Below are 14522 nucleotides of genomic sequence, written 5' to 3'. Positions count from 1 at the left end.
AGGGTGTCGGCAGTGGCACGCGTATGGAAACTTGCGCCCTTGTGGGTGCTGGCGCTGATCGCCTCCGTGATGGCGGCCGGCAGCGGTACCGCACAGGCGGCGCCGACCGCGACGTCCATCACCGTGGACGGCAGTCACGGGCAGGGCGGCAGGATCTTCGACGGCATCGGGGCGATCAGCGGCGGCGGCGGCAACTCCCGCCTGCTGACCGACTACCCCAAGGCCCAGCAGAAGCAGATCCTGGACTACATGTTCAAGCCCGGCTACGGGGCGAACCTCCAGCTGCTCAAGCTGGAGATCGGCGGCGACGCGAACTCCACCGACGGCTCGGAGCCGTCGATCGAGCACGTCAAGGGCCAGATCAACTGCAACGCCGGATACGAGTTCTGGCTCGCCGAGCAGGCCAAGGCACGCAACCCGAAGATCGGCCTGTACGGGCTCGCGTGGGCGGCGCCGGGCTGGATCCAGGGCGGCTTCTGGTCCAGCGACACCATCGACTACCTGATCTCCTGGCTGGACTGCGCCAAGCAGCACGACCTGGACATCAGCTACCTCGGCGGCTGGAACGAACGCGGCCACGACGCCGACTGGTACGTGCAGCTGCGTGCGGCCCTCGACGCGCACGGCTACAAGAAGATCCAGCTGGTCGCCGACGACAGCGGCTGGGGCGTCGCGGACGACATGGCCAAGGACCCGGCGTTCAACGACGCGGTGTCGATCATCGGCGCCCACTACTCGTGCGAGGGCGGTGACGGCGGCAACGCCGACACCTGCTCCAGCTCGTCCGCCGCGCAGAGCAACGGCAAGCCGCTGTGGGACAGCGAGAACGGCTCGCAGGACATGAACACCGGCGCCCCGGCGCTGATCAGGGCCATCACCCGCGGCTACATCGACGCGCGGATGACCAGCTACTTCAACTGGCCGCTGATCGCGGCGATCTACCCCAACCTGCCGTACAACACGGTCGGCCTGGCGACCGCCGGCTCGCCGTGGTCCGGCAACTACCAGATCGGCACGAGCACCTGGGCCACCGCCCAGGTCACCCAGTTCACCGAGCCCGGCTGGCAGTTCATCGACTCCGCGTCCGGCTACCTCGGCGGCGCCGAGACCAACGGCACCTACGTGACGCTGAAGTCGGCGAAGAACAAGGACTACTCCGCGATCCTGGAGACCACCACCGCCACGGCCCCGCAGGACGTCACCTTCGACGTCAAGGGCGGGCTGCCGGACAGCGGCAAGGTGCACGTGTGGGCGACCGCGGTGAACAACCCCAGCTCGTCCACCAACCTGGTCCACACCCAGGACATCCCGGTCAAGAAGGGCGCCTACTCGCTGACCCTGCTGCCCGGCTACGTCTACACCGTCACCACCACCAAGGGCCAGGGCAAGGGCTCGGCCACCCCGCCGGCCGCGCACCCGCTGCCGCTGCCCTACAAGGACAACTTCAACTCCTACGCGGTCGACACCGAGGCGCGGTACCTGTCCGACATGCAGGGCTCCTACGAGGTCGAGCCGTGCGCGGACGGCGGCAAGGGCAAGTGCGTGCAGCAGGTCGCGCCGGTCAAGCCGATCGAATGGCAGGACGACTCGGACGCCTTCTCGCTGATCGGCGACCCGAGCTGGTCGGACTACACGGTGACCACCGACGTCGACCTGCGGCAGGCCGGCACGGTGACCCTGCTCGGCCGCGCCGGCATCCAGAAGCGGCCGCAGAGCCACCAAGACGCCTACCAGCTGCGGATCAGCGACACCGGCGCCTGGTCGGTGGCGCGCAGCAGCAGCTCGGGCGGCACCCTGACCACCCTGATCAAGGGCACGACGACCGCGCTCGGCACCGGCAGCTGGCACACCCTCTCGCTCGGCTTCTCCGGTGACCAGATCACCGCCACCGCCGACGGGCACACCCTGGGCGTCACCCACGACCACACCTACGGCGCCGGCCAGGCGGGCATCGGGGTCGTCGGCTACCAGACCGACCAGTTCGACAACCTGTCGATCACCGCCAACGACCCCGGCACCATCGGCGGCATCCTCAAGGGCCAGGGCTCGGGTCTGTGCGCCGAGGTCCCGAGGTTCAGTTCGGACAACGGCACCCAGCTGGGCATCTGGGACTGCAACGGCGGCGCGAACCAGGGCTGGTCGGTCACCCCGTCGAAGCAGCTCATGGTCTACGGCGACAAGTGCATGGGAACCGCCGGCGGAGGCACCGCCGACGGCACCCCTGTCGAGATCGACGGCTGCGACGGCAGCGTTGCCCAGCAGTGGACCGTCAAGGCCGACGGCACGGTCGTGTCGGCCGCTTCCGGCACCTGCCTGACCGTGCAGGACCAGGCCGTCGCCGACGGCGCCCTGCTGGTGCTCGGCAAGTGCACCGGCAGCGGCGCCCAGACGTGGGCCAGGGGCAGCACCGCCGGCGTCTTCAAGGGCGCCGACTCCGGCCGCTGCGTCGACGTGCCGGCCGCCAACCAGGCCAACGGCACCAGGCCCGCGCTGTGGGACTGCAACTACGCCACCAACCAGACCTGGACGTCCACCGAGTCCAACCAGCTGTCGGTCTTCGACACCAAGTGCCTCGACGTGGTCGACGCGGGAACCGCGGACGGCACCCCCGTCCAGATCACCGACTGCACGCACGGCAGCAGCCAGCAGTGGACGGTCCGCGGCGACGGCGAGGTCGTCCAGGCTGCGACCGGCAAGTGCCTGGACGCCAAGGACGGCGGTACGGCCAACAGCACCGCCCTGGTGATCTCCACCTGCACCGGGGCCGGCAACCAGCGGTGGAACCGCGCCTGACCGGTCGCGTTTGCGCTCCCACCCCCCGACCGGCCCGCCGCGCAGGTGCTCACGCCCTGCGCGGCGGGCCGCACCATGTGCGGCTCAGCGGGCGAAGCAGCCGGCCAGGTGGTCGTTGACCAGGCCGCACGCCTGCATCAGGGCGTGCGCAGTGGTGGGGCCCACGAAGCGGAAGCCGTGGGATTTGAGCGCCTTGGCGAGGGCCTTGGACTCCGGCGTGATCGCCGGGACCTCGGCGACGGTCCTGGGCGCGGGGCGGGTCGCGGGGTCGGGGGCGAAGGACCACACGAGCGCGTCGAGCCCGCCCTCGTCCCGCAGCGCCCGCGCCGCGACGGCGTTGGCGATGGACGCGTCGACCTTCGCACGGTTGCGGATGATCCCGGGGTCGGCGAGCAGCCGTTCCCGGTCGACGTCGGTGAAGGAGGCCACCGCGTCGATCTCGAAGCCCTTGAAGGCGGCCCTGAAGGTCTCCCTGCGGCGCAGGATCGTGATCCAGGAGAGACCGGACTGGAAGGCCTCCAGGCACACCCGCTCGAAGAGCGCGTCGTCGCCGTGGACGGGCCGGCCCCACTCGTGGTCGTGGTAGGCCACGTAGTCCGGGGTGGAGAGCCCCCAGGGGCAGCGTGCGAGGCCGTCCTCGCCGACGACGGGGCCGCCGTCCTCACTCACCGGCACGCCCCTGGTCCTGCGCGTCAGGGGCGGCGCCGGGCGGCTCCTCCTCCTTCGCCAGGGACATCCGCGGGCCGCCCGCGGGCACCCCGTCGAGCGAGGACTCCAGCTCGGCGATCCAGGCGTCCCGCTCGGCGAGCTCGGCGCCGAGCCGGTCGAGGACCTCGTCGACCTCGAGCATGCGGTAGCCGCGTACCGCCACCGGCAGGCGGAGCGCGTCGATGTCGGAGCGGATCAGCGGCCTGTCGGCGGGCAGCCGGTCGTACAAGCGGTCGGTGCCCGCGTCCCGCAGCGGGCCGCCTTCGCCGAGTACGGCCATCGCCACCGCGGCGACCACCGCTACCAGCGCGATGAGCATGAACCAGAACAAGTCGATCTCCCGGAGTCCGGCCTCAGGGCCTGCCGTACATGTCAGGCACGATCGTGCCACGATCGCATGAGTCTGAGATGAGGAGCGGCAGTGGCACTTCGGCTGGGTACCCGGGAATTCGGCGAGCGGGAGCCGGTGATCATGGCGATCGTCAACCGTACGCCCGATTCGTTCTACGACCAGGGCGCCACCTTCACCGACGAGCCCGCCCTCGAACGGGTGGCGCAGGCGGTCGCGGAGGGCGCCGCGATCATCGACATCGGCGGGGTGAAGGCGGGTCCCGGCGCCGAGGTGTCGGCCGCCGAGGAGATCCGCCGTACGGCCGCCTTCGTCGGCGAGGTGCGGCGCCGCCACCCCGACGTGGTGATCAGCGTCGACACCTGGCGGCACGAGGTCGGCGAAGCGGTCTGCGCGGCGGGCGCGGACCTGCTCAACGACGCGTGGGGCGGGGTCGACCCCAAACTCGCCGAGGTGGCCGCCCGGCACGATGTGGGCCTGGTCTGCACCCACGCGGGGGGCGCGCAGCCGCGCACCCGCCCGCACCGGGTCGGCTACGAGGACGTGATGGAGGACATCCTGCGGGTGACCTGCGGGCTCGCCGAGCGGGCGGCGGAGCTCGGGGTGCGCAGGGACGCGATCATGATCGATCCGGGGCACGACTTCGGCAAGAACACCCGGCACTCCCTTGAGGCGACCCGCCGGCTGCCGGAGATGACGGCGACGGGCTGGCCGGTGCTGGTGTCGCTGTCGAACAAGGACTTCGTCGGCGAGACGCTGGACCGCCCGGTCAAGGAGCGGCTGATCGGCACCCTCGCCACCACGGCGGTCTCGGCGTGGCTCGGCGCCCGGGTCTACCGGGTCCACGAGGTCGCCGAGACCCGGCAGGTGCTGGACATGGTCGCCTCGATCGCCGGCCACCGCCCGCCCGCGGTCGCCCGCCGCGGACTGGCGTGAGCCGGGTCGGCCGGGTCAGGCACTCTCCTTGGTGACCCGCTCGACCGCTTCGTCGACGTCGTCCGTGACGTGGAAGAGCTCCAGGTCGGCGGCCGACGCCTTGCCCTCGGCGACCAGGCTGCCGCGGATCCACTGCACGAGACCGCCCCAGTACTCGCTGCCGAACAGCACGATCGGGAAGCGGGTGACCTTCTTGGTCTGGACGAGGGTCAGCGCCTCGAAGAGCTCGTCCAGGGTGCCGAAGCCGCCGGGCAGGACGACGAAACCGCGGGCGTACTTGACGAACATCGTCTTGCGGACGAAGAAGTAGCGGAAGTTCACACCGATGTCGACGTAGTGGTTCAGGCCCTGCTCGAAGGGCAGCTCGATTCCGAGGCCCACCGACACCCCGCCGGCCTCCAGGGCGCCCTTGTTGGCGGCCTCCATCGCGCCGGGGCCGCCACCGGTGATCACCGCGAAGCCGGCCTCGGTCAGCGCGCGGCCGATCCGTACCCCGGCCTCGTACTCCCGCGAGTCGACCGGGGTGCGGGCCGAGCCGAAGACGCTCACCGCGGGGCCCAGCTCGGCCAGCGCGCCGAAGCCCTCGACGAACTCGGACTGGATGCGCATGACCCGCCACGGGTCGCCGTGCACCCAATCGGACGGGCCGTGGCTGTCCAGCAGCCGCTGGTCCGTGGTGCCGGTCTGTACCTGGCCGCGGCGCCGCACGACCGGTCCTGTGTGCCGCTCCGGCCAGCCCTTGCCGTACGGCAGCTCCTCCGCGGCCGCATTAGCCGCGGCCGCGGCCTCCTGGGCGTCTTCCGGGACGCCTCGTGCTTCTGTCATATCGGCAGCCTACGCATCAGGGTGCCGCCGACGGCGCCAAAGGCACCGCCCGCGGTGCTTCCAGGCGGGCACTCACCCAGGTGAAGGCATCGGGGAACATCCGGCCCCAGGTGTTCCAGTTGTGGCCGCCGTTGCTCAGCTCCAGGGTGCTCACCTCCGTCGGCGCCCGCGCGGCACCGGTGATCCAGTCGGCGAACTTCGGCGGGCTCTCCGGGTCCTGCAGGCTCGACTCGACCAGCAGCCGGACGTCGGGGTGGGTGTTGCGGGCCAGCCACAGCGGTGAGCGCGCGCCCTTCGACGGGTCGTCGGGTGCCAGGGCCGCGCCGGCCGCGAAGGTCTCGGGGTGCTCGAGCGCGAGCCGGGCCGCGCAGTAGCCGCCGGTGGATATGCCCATCACCGCCCAGCCGCGGGGCGCGGGCAGCGTACGGAAGTTGTGCGAGATCGTCTCGACCACGTCGTCGGTGAGCCAGGTCTCGACCTTGCTCTTGCCGTCGACGTCCGCGCAGCCGGTGTTGACCCGGTCGGGGGTGATGGTGGGCAGCACCAGGATCGCGGGCTCGGCCCGGCCCGCGCTGATCTGGTCCTGCATGATCCGGCCGAGCCGCATGCCGCGCAGGAAGCTGTGCGGGGTGCCGGGTATGCCGTGCAGCACCTCGATGACCGGGAATCGCGTGTGCGCGAATTCCGGCTTCGCGTACTGCGGCGGCAGCCACACGATCACATCGCCCTTGGTGTCGCTGTCCCAGCCGTGGACGGTGGCCCGCTCGAAGCCCTGCGAATAGGACGCGAATTTCACGTGGTAGTCCGGAACGGCGGGGGTCGGCGGACCTCCGGTGGCCACTCCGGTCCTGCCGCCGGAATTGGCATTGCCCAGCAGGTCGTCCCACGAGGCGTAGAAGCCGTATTCGTTGTTCACCACCACCATCACCACGAATATCGCGGTGATCTGGCAGAGCACGATCATGCCGACCCGTGCGGCGAACCGCACCGGGCGCGGGCCGCGCACCCTCGGCCACAGCAGCAGCGCTCCGGCCACCGCGGCCACCGCGGCCGCCACCAGAAGCGCGGCCAGCCAGCGACTGGTAAGTCCCACGACGCGGCGCCCCTCCCCCGTCCAGGATCGGACGTATCCGACCACACCATGCCGGGGGGAAGGACCCGCGCGCACCGCAATTCGGTTGCTCGGCGCCCGTGAGTGCTGCGTCTCAGCCGGTCAGCCAGGCGGTGAGCTTCCGTTCCGCCTCGTGGATCGCGGCCACCGCGACGTTCTCCTCACGGGTGTGGGCGAGCGTCGGATCGCCGGGCCCGTAGTTGACGGCGGGGATGCCGAGCGCGGAGAAGCGGGCGACGTCGGTCCATGCCTCCTTGGCCGCGGGGGCAGTACCGATGGCCTCCACGAAGGCGGCGGCCGCCGGGTGCGACAGGCCGGGCAGCGCGCCGGGGGCGCTGTCGGTGAGCACCACCTCGAAGCCGTCGAAGACGGAACGGACCCGCTCCAGGGCTTCCGCTTCGCTCTGGTCGGGCGAGAAGCGGTAGTTCACGGTGACCGCGCATGTGTCGGGAATCACGTTCCCCGCGTGGCCGCCCTCGATCATGACGGCGTTCAGACCCTCGGGATACGTCAGCCCGTCGATCTCCACCCGGCGCGGCTGGTACGCGGCGAGCCTGGCGAGGATCGGGGCGGCCTTGTGGATGGCGTTCTCTCCCAGCCAGCTGCGTGCCGAGTGGGCGCGGCGCCCGGTCGTCTCCACCCGCACCCGCAGCGTGCCCTGGCAGCCGCCGTCCACCCGGCCGCCGGTCGGCTCCATCAGCACGGCGAAGTCGCCCGCGAGCCACTCAGGGTGCCGCTCGACCAGCCGCTTCAGCCCGTTGAACTCGGCGGCGATCTCCTCGGCGTCGTAGAAGACGAAGGTGAGGTCGCGGTTGGCCTCGGTGAGGGTGGCCGCCAGCCGCAGCTGGACGGCGACCCCCGCCTTCATGTCGCTCGTCCCGCAGCCCCACAGCAGGCCGTCGGCGTCCAGCCGGGAAGGCAGGTTGTCCGCGATCGGCACGGTGTCGATGTGCCCCGCCAGGACGACGCGCTCGGCCCTGCCGAATCGCGTTCTGGCGACCACCGCGTCGCCGTCGCGGTCGACGGTGAGGTGCGGGTGCGAGCGCAGCGCCTGCTCGATCATGTCGGCGAGTGGCTTCTCCTCCCGGCTCACCGACGGCACGTCCACGAGGGTTGCCGTCAGGGCGGCCACATCTGTCTTGAGGTCAAGTCCACGTCCCATACCTCCGCACCCTAAGGCTTCACCCTTCCCCCCAGCAGAAGCCGCCCCCGACCCCAGGGCCGCGAGGAACCGCGCACCAAACCCCCACCCACCCAAGGATCCAACCCCACCCCCAGGGGCACCCCCCAGGGCCGCGAGGAACCGCGCGCCAAACCCCCGCCCACCCAAAGGTCCAACACCACCCCAAGGGGCACCCCCCAGGGGCGCGAGGAACTGCGCGCCAAGCCCCCACCCACCCACGGGTGCGAAGCCACCGCAAGGGGCACCCCGGGGCCGGGGTGCGTCACCCCGGCGCCGGGGATCGGCGGGGGGTCCCCAGCCGAGGGAGCGCCCGGGGCGGCACGCCCGGAGTGGGGAACCGGCGCGGGCACCACAGTGCCCGGCAGCCGGTACGCTCGGCCCGTGCCCACGTCAGACGCCCCCTCAGGGTGGAGAAAAGCGCGTCGTCGCGCCGCCCGCGCCCTGGGTGCCCTTCTGGTCCTGGCGGCAGCCTCCTACGTGGCCTACCAGTTCGCCGGCAAGTCCCCGCAGGGCGCCGGCTGCGTGGTGCGATCCGGCGACGACAGCTTCGAACTGACGCAGTCACAGGCCGCGAACGCCGCAACCATCGCCGCGGTGGCGACGGCACGCGGGCTGCCGGAACGGGCCGTGACCATAGCTCTGGCCACCGCGCTCCAGGAGTCGCGGCTGGACAACCTGGACCACGGCGACCGCGACTCGCTCGGCCTCTTCCAGCAGCGCCCCTCGATGGGCTGGGGCACCGCGCAGCAGATCATGGACCCGGTGTACTCGACCGGCGAGTTCTACGACGGGCTGGTGAAGATCAAGGGCTACGCCGGCCTCCCGCTGACCGTCGCCGCGCAGAAGGTGCAGAAGAGCGGCTACCCGGAGGCGTACGCGAAGCACGAGGCGGACGCCACGATGCTGTCGGCGGCGCTGCTCGGCCGCAAGGCGGGCGCGCTGAGCTGCAGGACCGGCGCGGACGCGCAGGACAGCGCGGGCGGCCCGGCCGGCGACCCGGCGCGGGTGGCGGCCGCGCTGAAGCGGGAGTTCGGCGCCCAGGCGCGGCCGAAGACGGCCGGGGAGCCGGCCCGCACGGTGAGCGTGCCGGCGGCGGCGGTCGGCAAGGCCGCCGGTGGCACGGTCCAGCGGGGCTGGCAGCTGGCCCAGTGGTCGGTGGCGCACGCGCAAGCCCTGAAGGTGTCGGCGGTGTCCTTCGGGGACATGCGGTGGCAGGCGGCGCGTTCCGGCAGCGGGTGGCAGAAGCTGCCTGAGGACGCCGAGCCCGTCTCCGACGGCGGTGGCGGCGGATTCGTACGGATCACCGTCGCGCAATAGTGCGCGCCCTCACCCGTGAGGGGAATTCGGCGGCGGCGGACGGCTTCGCGGAGCACACCGCACGCACCCGTGCCGATTTCCTTGCCCCACCGGGGATGTGACGTTTTTTCACCGCGTCCGGCGGTCATATCAGCTGTCCGTTATATCCGATGTGCCGGATGACTATTATGGGACGCATTGCCCACTCTTTACCTCGGGTGACCGCAACCTTCCGGCGTGCCCCGCGATAGTCACGGCGTCGTACGAGACCACTCGCCGCAAGGAGCACCATGTCCCTCCCCCTCACGCGCCGCATCGCCCAGGCCGCGCTGCTGCTCGGTGCCGCCGCCGCGCCCCTGATCGGCGCCGGTGCCGCGCACGCCGCCGCGCCCCAGCAGGCCGTGGGCGGACTGACCGACCTCGGCGGCACGGAGCTGGGACCGACCCTCGACCGCGCCTCGCAGGACCCCGCGGGGCTCGCCGCGCAGGGCGGCTCCGCCGCCGCGAACACCGCCGTGCCCGCGGCAGGCCGGATCGTGGGGACCGCCACCCCGGCGGCCGGGCAGAGCGCCGCGCAGACCACCGACGCCGCGGGCCGTATCGCCGGCGCGACCACCGAGTCCCTGCCGGTCGCGGGCACCCTGCCGAACACCGGCGCCCTGCCGACCGACCAGCTCCCGCTGAAGTCCGTCGCCCTGGGCTGACCGGGGCACGGATCGCGGGACGGGGGGCCGGGAGCGCGAAGCTCCCGGCCCCCCCTCCGCGGAGCGAAAGGCGCTCAGGCGCCCAGCCGGGCCACCGCCGCCTCGACCCGCTCGTCGGTCGCCGTCAGGGCGACGCGGACGAAGTCGGCGCCCGCGGGACCGTAGAAGTCGCCCGGAGCGACGAGGATGCCGCGTTTGGCCAGGTCGGCCACCGTCTCCCAGCAGCCCTCGCCGCGGGTCGCCCACAGGTAGAGGCTGGCCTCGCTGTGCTCGATGCGGAAACCGGCCGCCTCCAGTGCGGTGCGCAGCATGCCGCGGCGGCGGGCGTAGCGCTGCTTCTGCTCGACCGCGTGCTCACGGTCGCCGAGCGCGGCGACCATCGCGGCCTGTACGGGCTGCGGCACGATCATGCCGGCGTGCTTGCGCACCCCGAGCAGTTCCGCGACGACCGCCGGGTCACCGGCGAGGAAGGCGCCGCGGTAGCCGGCGAAGTTGGACCGCTTGGACAGCGAGTGGACCGCGATCAGCCCGTCGTGGCTGCCGCCGCAGACGTCCGGGTGCAGGACCGAGACCGGCTCCTCGCCCTCCCAGCCCAGTTCGATGTAGCACTCGTCGGAGACGACGAGGATGCCGTGCTCGCGCGCCCAGTCGACGATCCTGCGCAGCTCGGCCGCGCCCAGCACCCGCCCGGTGGGGTTGGACGGGCTGTTGAGCCACAGCAGCCGCAGCCGCGCCGGGTCGAGGTCGGCGACCGGGTCGTCGTAGGTGACCGGCTCCGCGCGGGCCAGCAGCGCGCCGATCTCGTAGGTCGGGTAGGCCAGCTGGGGGTAGCCGATCCGGTCGCCCTCGCGCAGGTCGAGCAGCGTGGGCAGCCAGCCGACGAGCTCCTTGGAGCCGATCAGCGGCAGCACGTGCCGCGGGTCGGCGCCCGCCACCCCGTGCCAGGTGCGCAGGTAGTCCGCGGCGGCCTCCCGCAGCGCGGCCGTGCCGTAGGTCAGCGGGTAGCCGGGGCTGTCGGCGGCGGCGGTCAGCGCCTGCCTGATCACCTCGGGCACCGGGTCCACCGGGGTGCCCACCGAGAGGTCGACGACGCCGTCGGGGTGCGCGGCGGCCTCGGCCTTGTACGGCTCGAGACGGTCCCACGGGAAGACCGGCAGGCGGGCGGAAATACTCACGTGCTCACACTCTCACTCTGGCGTACGCCACGGCCCCGTACGGCGCTGGGGCGCGTACGGGGCCGTGGCGGAAGCGCCCTCGGGCACGGCGTGTGCGCCGCTTACCTGGTGCGTTACTGGTTCTGCGGGGACAGCTCGGCGATGAAGGGGTGGTCGCGGTCGATCAGTCCGAGCTTGGACGCGCCGCCGGGCGACCCCAGCTCGTCGAAGAACTCGACGTTCGCCTTGTAGTAGTCCTTCCACTCCTCCGGGGTGTCGTCCTCGTAGAAGATGGCCTCTACCGGGCAGACCGGCTCACACGCGCCGCAGTCGACACATTCGTCCGGGTGGATGTACAAGGACCTGGCGCCCTCGTAGATGCAGTCGACCGGGCACTCTTCGATGCACGCCTTGTCCTTGACGTCGACACAAGGCTGCGCGATGACGTAGGTCACGCTGTCGTTCCTCCTCGATAGGGCTCATCTCGCGCGGGAGCGCGGCGTCGTCGATGCCCGCACCTAGTATCTCCGTTCCTGGGCACGAACCGAACAGGAGGGGCATGCATGCCAGCGGATTTCTCGGCCGGCGCTCGACTGGAACTCCGGATCACCCCCTCTGACGTGGGCAAACGCGTCTCGGTGCGACAGTTGGCCGAGGTCACTGACGGGCGTCCGACGTTCACCGATACGGTCGGTGTTCTCGCATCCTGGGACGAGGGAGTGGTGTACATCACGCGCAGGTCCGGCGAAACCGTCCGCATCCCGGAATCCGCCCTCGTCGCGGGCAAGGTCGTGCCGCCCGCGCCGGTGCGTCGGGCGACGGCAGTGCCGGACGTGACGGACGGGGAGATGGAGGAGATCGCGTCCAGGGCGTGGCCCGCCACCGAGACCGCGAGGCTCGGCGGCTGGACTCTGCGCTTCGCCGGCGGCTTCACCCGGCGGGCCAACTCGGTGCTGGTCGGCGGCGATCCGGGGCTGCCGCCGGACGAGGCACTGGCGGAGGTCGTGCGCTGGTACGGCGAGCGCGGCGCGCCCCCTTGCCTCCAGGTGCCGGACTCCTCGCCGTACGCGGCGCACGCCGCCGCCCGCGGCTGGACCCGGGAGGCCGACACGCTGATCAGGACCGCCCCGCTCGCCCCGCTGACCCTGCTGCCCGAGGGCACCGCGGACCCGGTCACGCTGTCCAGGACCCCGGACGACGACTGGCTGGCCGCCTACCACCGCACCGGGGATCTCGCCGAGGCGGCACTCAGGGTCGTCACCGGGGGGCCGTCCGTGTGGTTCGCCACCATGCCGGGCGCGATCGGGCGCGCCGTGGTCGACGGGCCCTGGGCGCTCTTCGGAGCGGTCGAGGTCATACCGTCGCACCGGCGCCGCGGCCTGGCGACCGCCGTCATGGGCGCGCTGGCCCGGCGGGCCGCGCAGGAGGGCGCCACGGCCGCTTACCTCCAGGTCGAGGCCGACAACGCGGGGGCCCGCTCCCTCTACGACCGGCTCGGCTTCACCGACCACCACGGCTACCACTACCGGCGACCGGCGGCATGAGCCCCGCCGGCCCCGAACCCGAGCCCGTCGCCGTGCGGTTCGCCGCCGCGGCCCGCGACGAGCGGCCCGACCTGGCGGAGCTGTGCCTGCTCATCGGCGCCCGCGCCGACCCCGCGCTCGACGGCGCCGCCGCGGACGCCGCGCAGATCGAGCTGGACCGGCTCGCCGGGCTGCTCCCGCACGGCCTGGTCACGCCGATGGACTGGGCGGGCGCCCTGCGCCGCGTCCTGGGCGGCGCCCACGGTTTCCACGGCACCCCGGGCGACTACCAGCGGCTGTCCTCTTCGCTGCTCCAGGAGGTGCTCAGGCGCCGCCGCGGGCTGCCGATCCTGCTGTCGGTGGTCTGGATCGAGGTCGCCCGCCGCGCCGGCGCCCCCGTCTACGGCGTCGCCCTCCCGGGGCACTTCGTCGTCGGTCTCGGCGACCCCGGCGGCGCCCATGTGCTGGTCGACCCCTTCGACGGCGGCCGCGTCATGTCGGGCGCCGACGCGGAGATGCTCGCGGCCGGCGCCGACGTCTTCACCCCTGCCGACCCGCTGGACGTGGTCCAGCGCATCCTCAACAACATCCGCGTCTGGGCCGCCCCCCGCCCCGAGCACCGGCCGGTCCAGCTGTGGACGCTCGACCTGACCCTCCTGCTGCCGCGCCACCCGGCGAAGTTGCGCTACGAGCGGGCGCAACTCCTGGTCACGATGGGGGACTTCCTCGGCGGGGCCGCGGAGATGGACTCCTACGCCGATGTCATCGGCGCCTTCGACCCGGAGTCCGCCTCGACCATCCGCCTGCGGGCGCGCGCCGCCCGTGCCCACCTCAACTGAGGTAGGGGCAGGGCGCGTTCGGCGACGGTCTCAGAGCCAGCCCTTCTCGCGGGCGATACGTACGGCTTCCGCACGATTGCGGGCGCCGGTCTTCTGGATCGCGGTGGACAGGTAGTTCCGCACCGTCCCCTCCGACAGCCCCAGCCGGCGGGCGACTTCGGCGTTGACGCTGCCGCCGGCCGCCGCGGTCAGCACGTCCCGCTCGCGCGCGGTCAGCGGGTCGGCCCCCTCGGCCAGTGCCGCGGCGGCGAGCGTCGGGTCGATCACCCGCTCACCGCGCAGCACCCGTCGGACCGCCTCCGCGAGCTGCGCGGCCGGCGCGTCCTTGACCAGGAAGGCCTGCGCGCCCGACTCCATCGCCCGCCGCAGGTATCCGGGCCGCCCGAAGGTCGTCACGATGACGACCTTCACCCGCGGGCACTCCGTACGCAGCAGAGCCGCCGCCTCGATCCCGGTCATCCCGGGCATCTCGATGTCGAGCAGCGCCACGTCGGGCGCGTGCGTCCTCGCCGCGGCCACCACCTCGTCGCCCCTGGCCACCTGGGCGACGACCTCGATGTCGTCCTCGAGCCCGAGCAGCGTCGCCAGCGCCTCCCGGACCATCGACTGGTCATCGGCGAGAAGCACCCTCACGGGCGGTGCGTCGGTCATGGCGCCCAGCCTAGTGAGCCGCTGCCTCGGCAACGGTCCGCGGGCACGGACCACGGACCCACCGGCCCACCGGCCACGGTTCAGCCGGTGATGCGCATCAGGGCAACGCGGTCGTCGCGGACGGTGAAGGCGAAGTCGGAGGGCCCGTTGTAGCCGTTGCCGCCCACCTGGGCGCTCACGGTGGTGGTGTCGCCCTCGGTGCGGCAGGCCGTCACCTCAAGCCGCACCTGCTTGCCGATGAACTCGGCGTCGCTCCAGCCTCTGATCGCGTCGTGGCCGCGGAACTCGCGGCCCCAGTCGTCGACTGCGCCGTCGGCGGCGAAGGCGTGCAGGAAGTCCTCGATGGCCCCGGCGTTCGCGGCTTCCAGCGCCGCCGCGACGGGGATGGGCAGGGGTGCGTGCGTCATACCCCGCCCAACGAACGTCGCCCCCGGCGCGGCACCCGCCGAA

15 protein-coding genes are annotated in these 14522 nt (G+C 72.4%); 6 read left to right on the top strand and 9 right to left on the bottom strand.

The genetic code is table 11. The features are described 5' to 3' along the window. The first annotated feature begins 12 nt into the window (after positions 1-12). A complete protein-coding gene (locus ACGFMP_RS23005; protein WP_393674792.1) occupies positions 13-2793 on the top strand; it encodes a ricin-type beta-trefoil lectin domain protein in 2781 nt (926 codons plus the stop codon). 84 nt (positions 2794-2877) lie between these two features. On the opposite strand, the gene ACGFMP_RS23000 is transcribed toward ACGFMP_RS23005, so the two are convergent. Next, the gene (locus ACGFMP_RS23000) at positions 2878-3468 is read right to left on the bottom strand and encodes a DNA-3-methyladenine glycosylase I (RefSeq protein WP_393674790.1); all 591 of its coding nucleotides are present in this window, start codon (positions 3466-3468) and stop codon (positions 2878-2880) included. Beyond that, a complete protein-coding gene (locus ACGFMP_RS22995) occupies positions 3455-3832 on the bottom strand; it encodes a DivIVA domain-containing protein (protein ID WP_393674788.1) in 378 nt (125 codons plus the stop codon). Before ACGFMP_RS22995 ends, ACGFMP_RS23000 begins: the two co-directional genes overlap by 14 nt. A gap of 141 nt (positions 3833-3973) precedes the next feature. On the opposite strand from ACGFMP_RS22995, the gene folP reads away from it, so the two are divergent. After that, positions 3974-4786 (top strand): dihydropteroate synthase, encoded by an 813-nt coding sequence (folP, locus tag ACGFMP_RS22990; RefSeq protein WP_393674980.1) that lies wholly within the window; start codon positions 3974-3976, stop codon positions 4784-4786. Positions 4787-4801: 15 nt separating this feature from the next. Here the strand turns inward: folP and ACGFMP_RS22985 are convergent, their stop codons facing one another. The 3 genes from ACGFMP_RS22985 to dapE form a co-directional block, all read right to left on the bottom strand. Beyond that, the gene (locus ACGFMP_RS22985) at positions 4802-5611 is read right to left on the bottom strand and encodes a TIGR00730 family Rossman fold protein (protein WP_393674786.1); all 810 of its coding nucleotides are present in this window, start codon (positions 5609-5611) and stop codon (positions 4802-4804) included. A 16-nt stretch (positions 5612-5627) separates the two neighbouring features. Continuing rightward, positions 5628-6704, bottom strand: coding sequence for an alpha/beta hydrolase (locus tag ACGFMP_RS22980; RefSeq protein ID WP_393674784.1), 1077 nt, complete (start codon positions 6702-6704; stop codon positions 5628-5630). Positions 6705-6816: 112 nt separating this feature from the next. Next, the gene (gene dapE, locus ACGFMP_RS22975) at positions 6817-7884 is read right to left on the bottom strand and encodes a succinyl-diaminopimelate desuccinylase (RefSeq protein ID WP_393674782.1); all 1068 of its coding nucleotides are present in this window, start codon (positions 7882-7884) and stop codon (positions 6817-6819) included. A 402-nt stretch (positions 7885-8286) separates the two neighbouring features. On the opposite strand from dapE, the gene ACGFMP_RS22970 reads away from it, so the two are divergent. Both ACGFMP_RS22970 and ACGFMP_RS22965 read left to right on the top strand, forming a co-directional pair. Beyond that, positions 8287-9222, top strand: a complete 936-nt coding sequence (locus ACGFMP_RS22970; RefSeq protein WP_393674780.1) for a hypothetical protein — start codon at positions 8287-8289, stop codon at positions 9220-9222. Between the two features lie 269 nt (positions 9223-9491). Then, on the top strand, positions 9492-9905 hold the full coding sequence (locus tag ACGFMP_RS22965; RefSeq protein WP_393674778.1) for an ATP-binding protein: 414 nt from the start codon (positions 9492-9494) through the stop codon (positions 9903-9905). 74 nt (positions 9906-9979) lie between these two features. On the opposite strand, the gene dapC is transcribed toward ACGFMP_RS22965, so the two are convergent. After that, the gene (gene dapC, locus ACGFMP_RS22960; protein ID WP_393674776.1) at positions 9980-11080 is read right to left on the bottom strand and encodes a succinyldiaminopimelate transaminase; all 1101 of its coding nucleotides are present in this window, start codon (positions 11078-11080) and stop codon (positions 9980-9982) included. A 113-nt stretch (positions 11081-11193) separates the two neighbouring features. Beyond that, positions 11194-11514 (bottom strand): ferredoxin, encoded by a 321-nt coding sequence (gene fdxA, locus ACGFMP_RS22955; RefSeq protein WP_329175031.1) that lies wholly within the window; start codon positions 11512-11514, stop codon positions 11194-11196. 108 nt (positions 11515-11622) lie between these two features. Here fdxA and ACGFMP_RS22950 point away from each other — a divergent pair, with 108 nt between their 5' ends. After that, complete coding sequence (locus ACGFMP_RS22950) at positions 11623-12603, top strand: GNAT family N-acetyltransferase (RefSeq protein WP_393674774.1); 981 nt, start codon at positions 11623-11625, stop codon at positions 12601-12603. Then, positions 12600-13421: a transglutaminase-like domain-containing protein gene (locus ACGFMP_RS22945; RefSeq protein WP_393674772.1), complete on the top strand. Its 822-nt coding sequence runs from the start codon at positions 12600-12602 to the stop codon at positions 13419-13421. The genes ACGFMP_RS22950 and ACGFMP_RS22945 overlap by 4 nt, the downstream gene beginning before the upstream one ends. A 30-nt stretch (positions 13422-13451) precedes the next feature. Here ACGFMP_RS22945 and ACGFMP_RS22940 read toward each other — a convergent pair whose 3' ends face one another. Both ACGFMP_RS22940 and ACGFMP_RS22935 read right to left on the bottom strand, forming a co-directional pair. Then, entirely contained in the window at positions 13452-14072 is a 621-nt protein-coding gene (locus ACGFMP_RS22940; protein WP_393674770.1) for a response regulator, read from the bottom strand. 80 nt (positions 14073-14152) lie between these two features. Then, on the bottom strand, positions 14153-14479 hold the full coding sequence (locus tag ACGFMP_RS22935) for a nuclear transport factor 2 family protein (RefSeq protein WP_393674768.1): 327 nt from the start codon (positions 14477-14479) through the stop codon (positions 14153-14155). Positions 14480-14522: the final 43 nt, after the last annotated feature.

The organism is Streptomyces sp. NPDC049040, from assembly GCF_043197715.1.
GTDB lineage: Bacteria > Actinomycetota > Actinomycetes > Streptomycetales > Streptomycetaceae > Actinacidiphila.
Note: the sequence above shows the minus strand (reverse complement) of the source record. Positions and strands in the feature narration are given on the sequence as shown.

What these genes read in the sequence shown, in the direction of transcription:
- folP (WP_393674980.1), top strand. Translation starts at nt 3,974, where the DNA reads ATGGCGATCGTCAACCGTACGCCCGATTCGTTCTACGACCAGGGCGCC.
- ACGFMP_RS22985 (WP_393674786.1), bottom strand. Translation starts at nt 5,611, where the DNA reads ATGACAGAAGCACGAGGCGTCCCGGAAGACGCCCAGGAGGCCGCGGCC.
- ACGFMP_RS22950 (WP_393674774.1), top strand. Translation starts at nt 11,623, where the DNA reads ATGCCAGCGGATTTCTCGGCCGGCGCTCGACTGGAACTCCGGATCACC.
- dapE (WP_393674782.1), bottom strand. Translation starts at nt 7,884, where the DNA reads ATGGGACGTGGACTTGACCTCAAGACAGATGTGGCCGCCCTGACGGCA.
- ACGFMP_RS22935 (WP_393674768.1), bottom strand. Translation starts at nt 14,479, where the DNA reads ATGACGCACGCACCCCTGCCCATCCCCGTCGCGGCGGCGCTGGAAGCC.
- ACGFMP_RS22965 (WP_393674778.1), top strand. Translation starts at nt 9,492, where the DNA reads ATGTCCCTCCCCCTCACGCGCCGCATCGCCCAGGCCGCGCTGCTGCTC.
- ACGFMP_RS22945 (WP_393674772.1), top strand. Translation starts at nt 12,600, where the DNA reads ATGAGCCCCGCCGGCCCCGAACCCGAGCCCGTCGCCGTGCGGTTCGCC.
- ACGFMP_RS22940 (WP_393674770.1), bottom strand. Translation starts at nt 14,072, where the DNA reads ATGACCGACGCACCGCCCGTGAGGGTGCTTCTCGCCGATGACCAGTCG.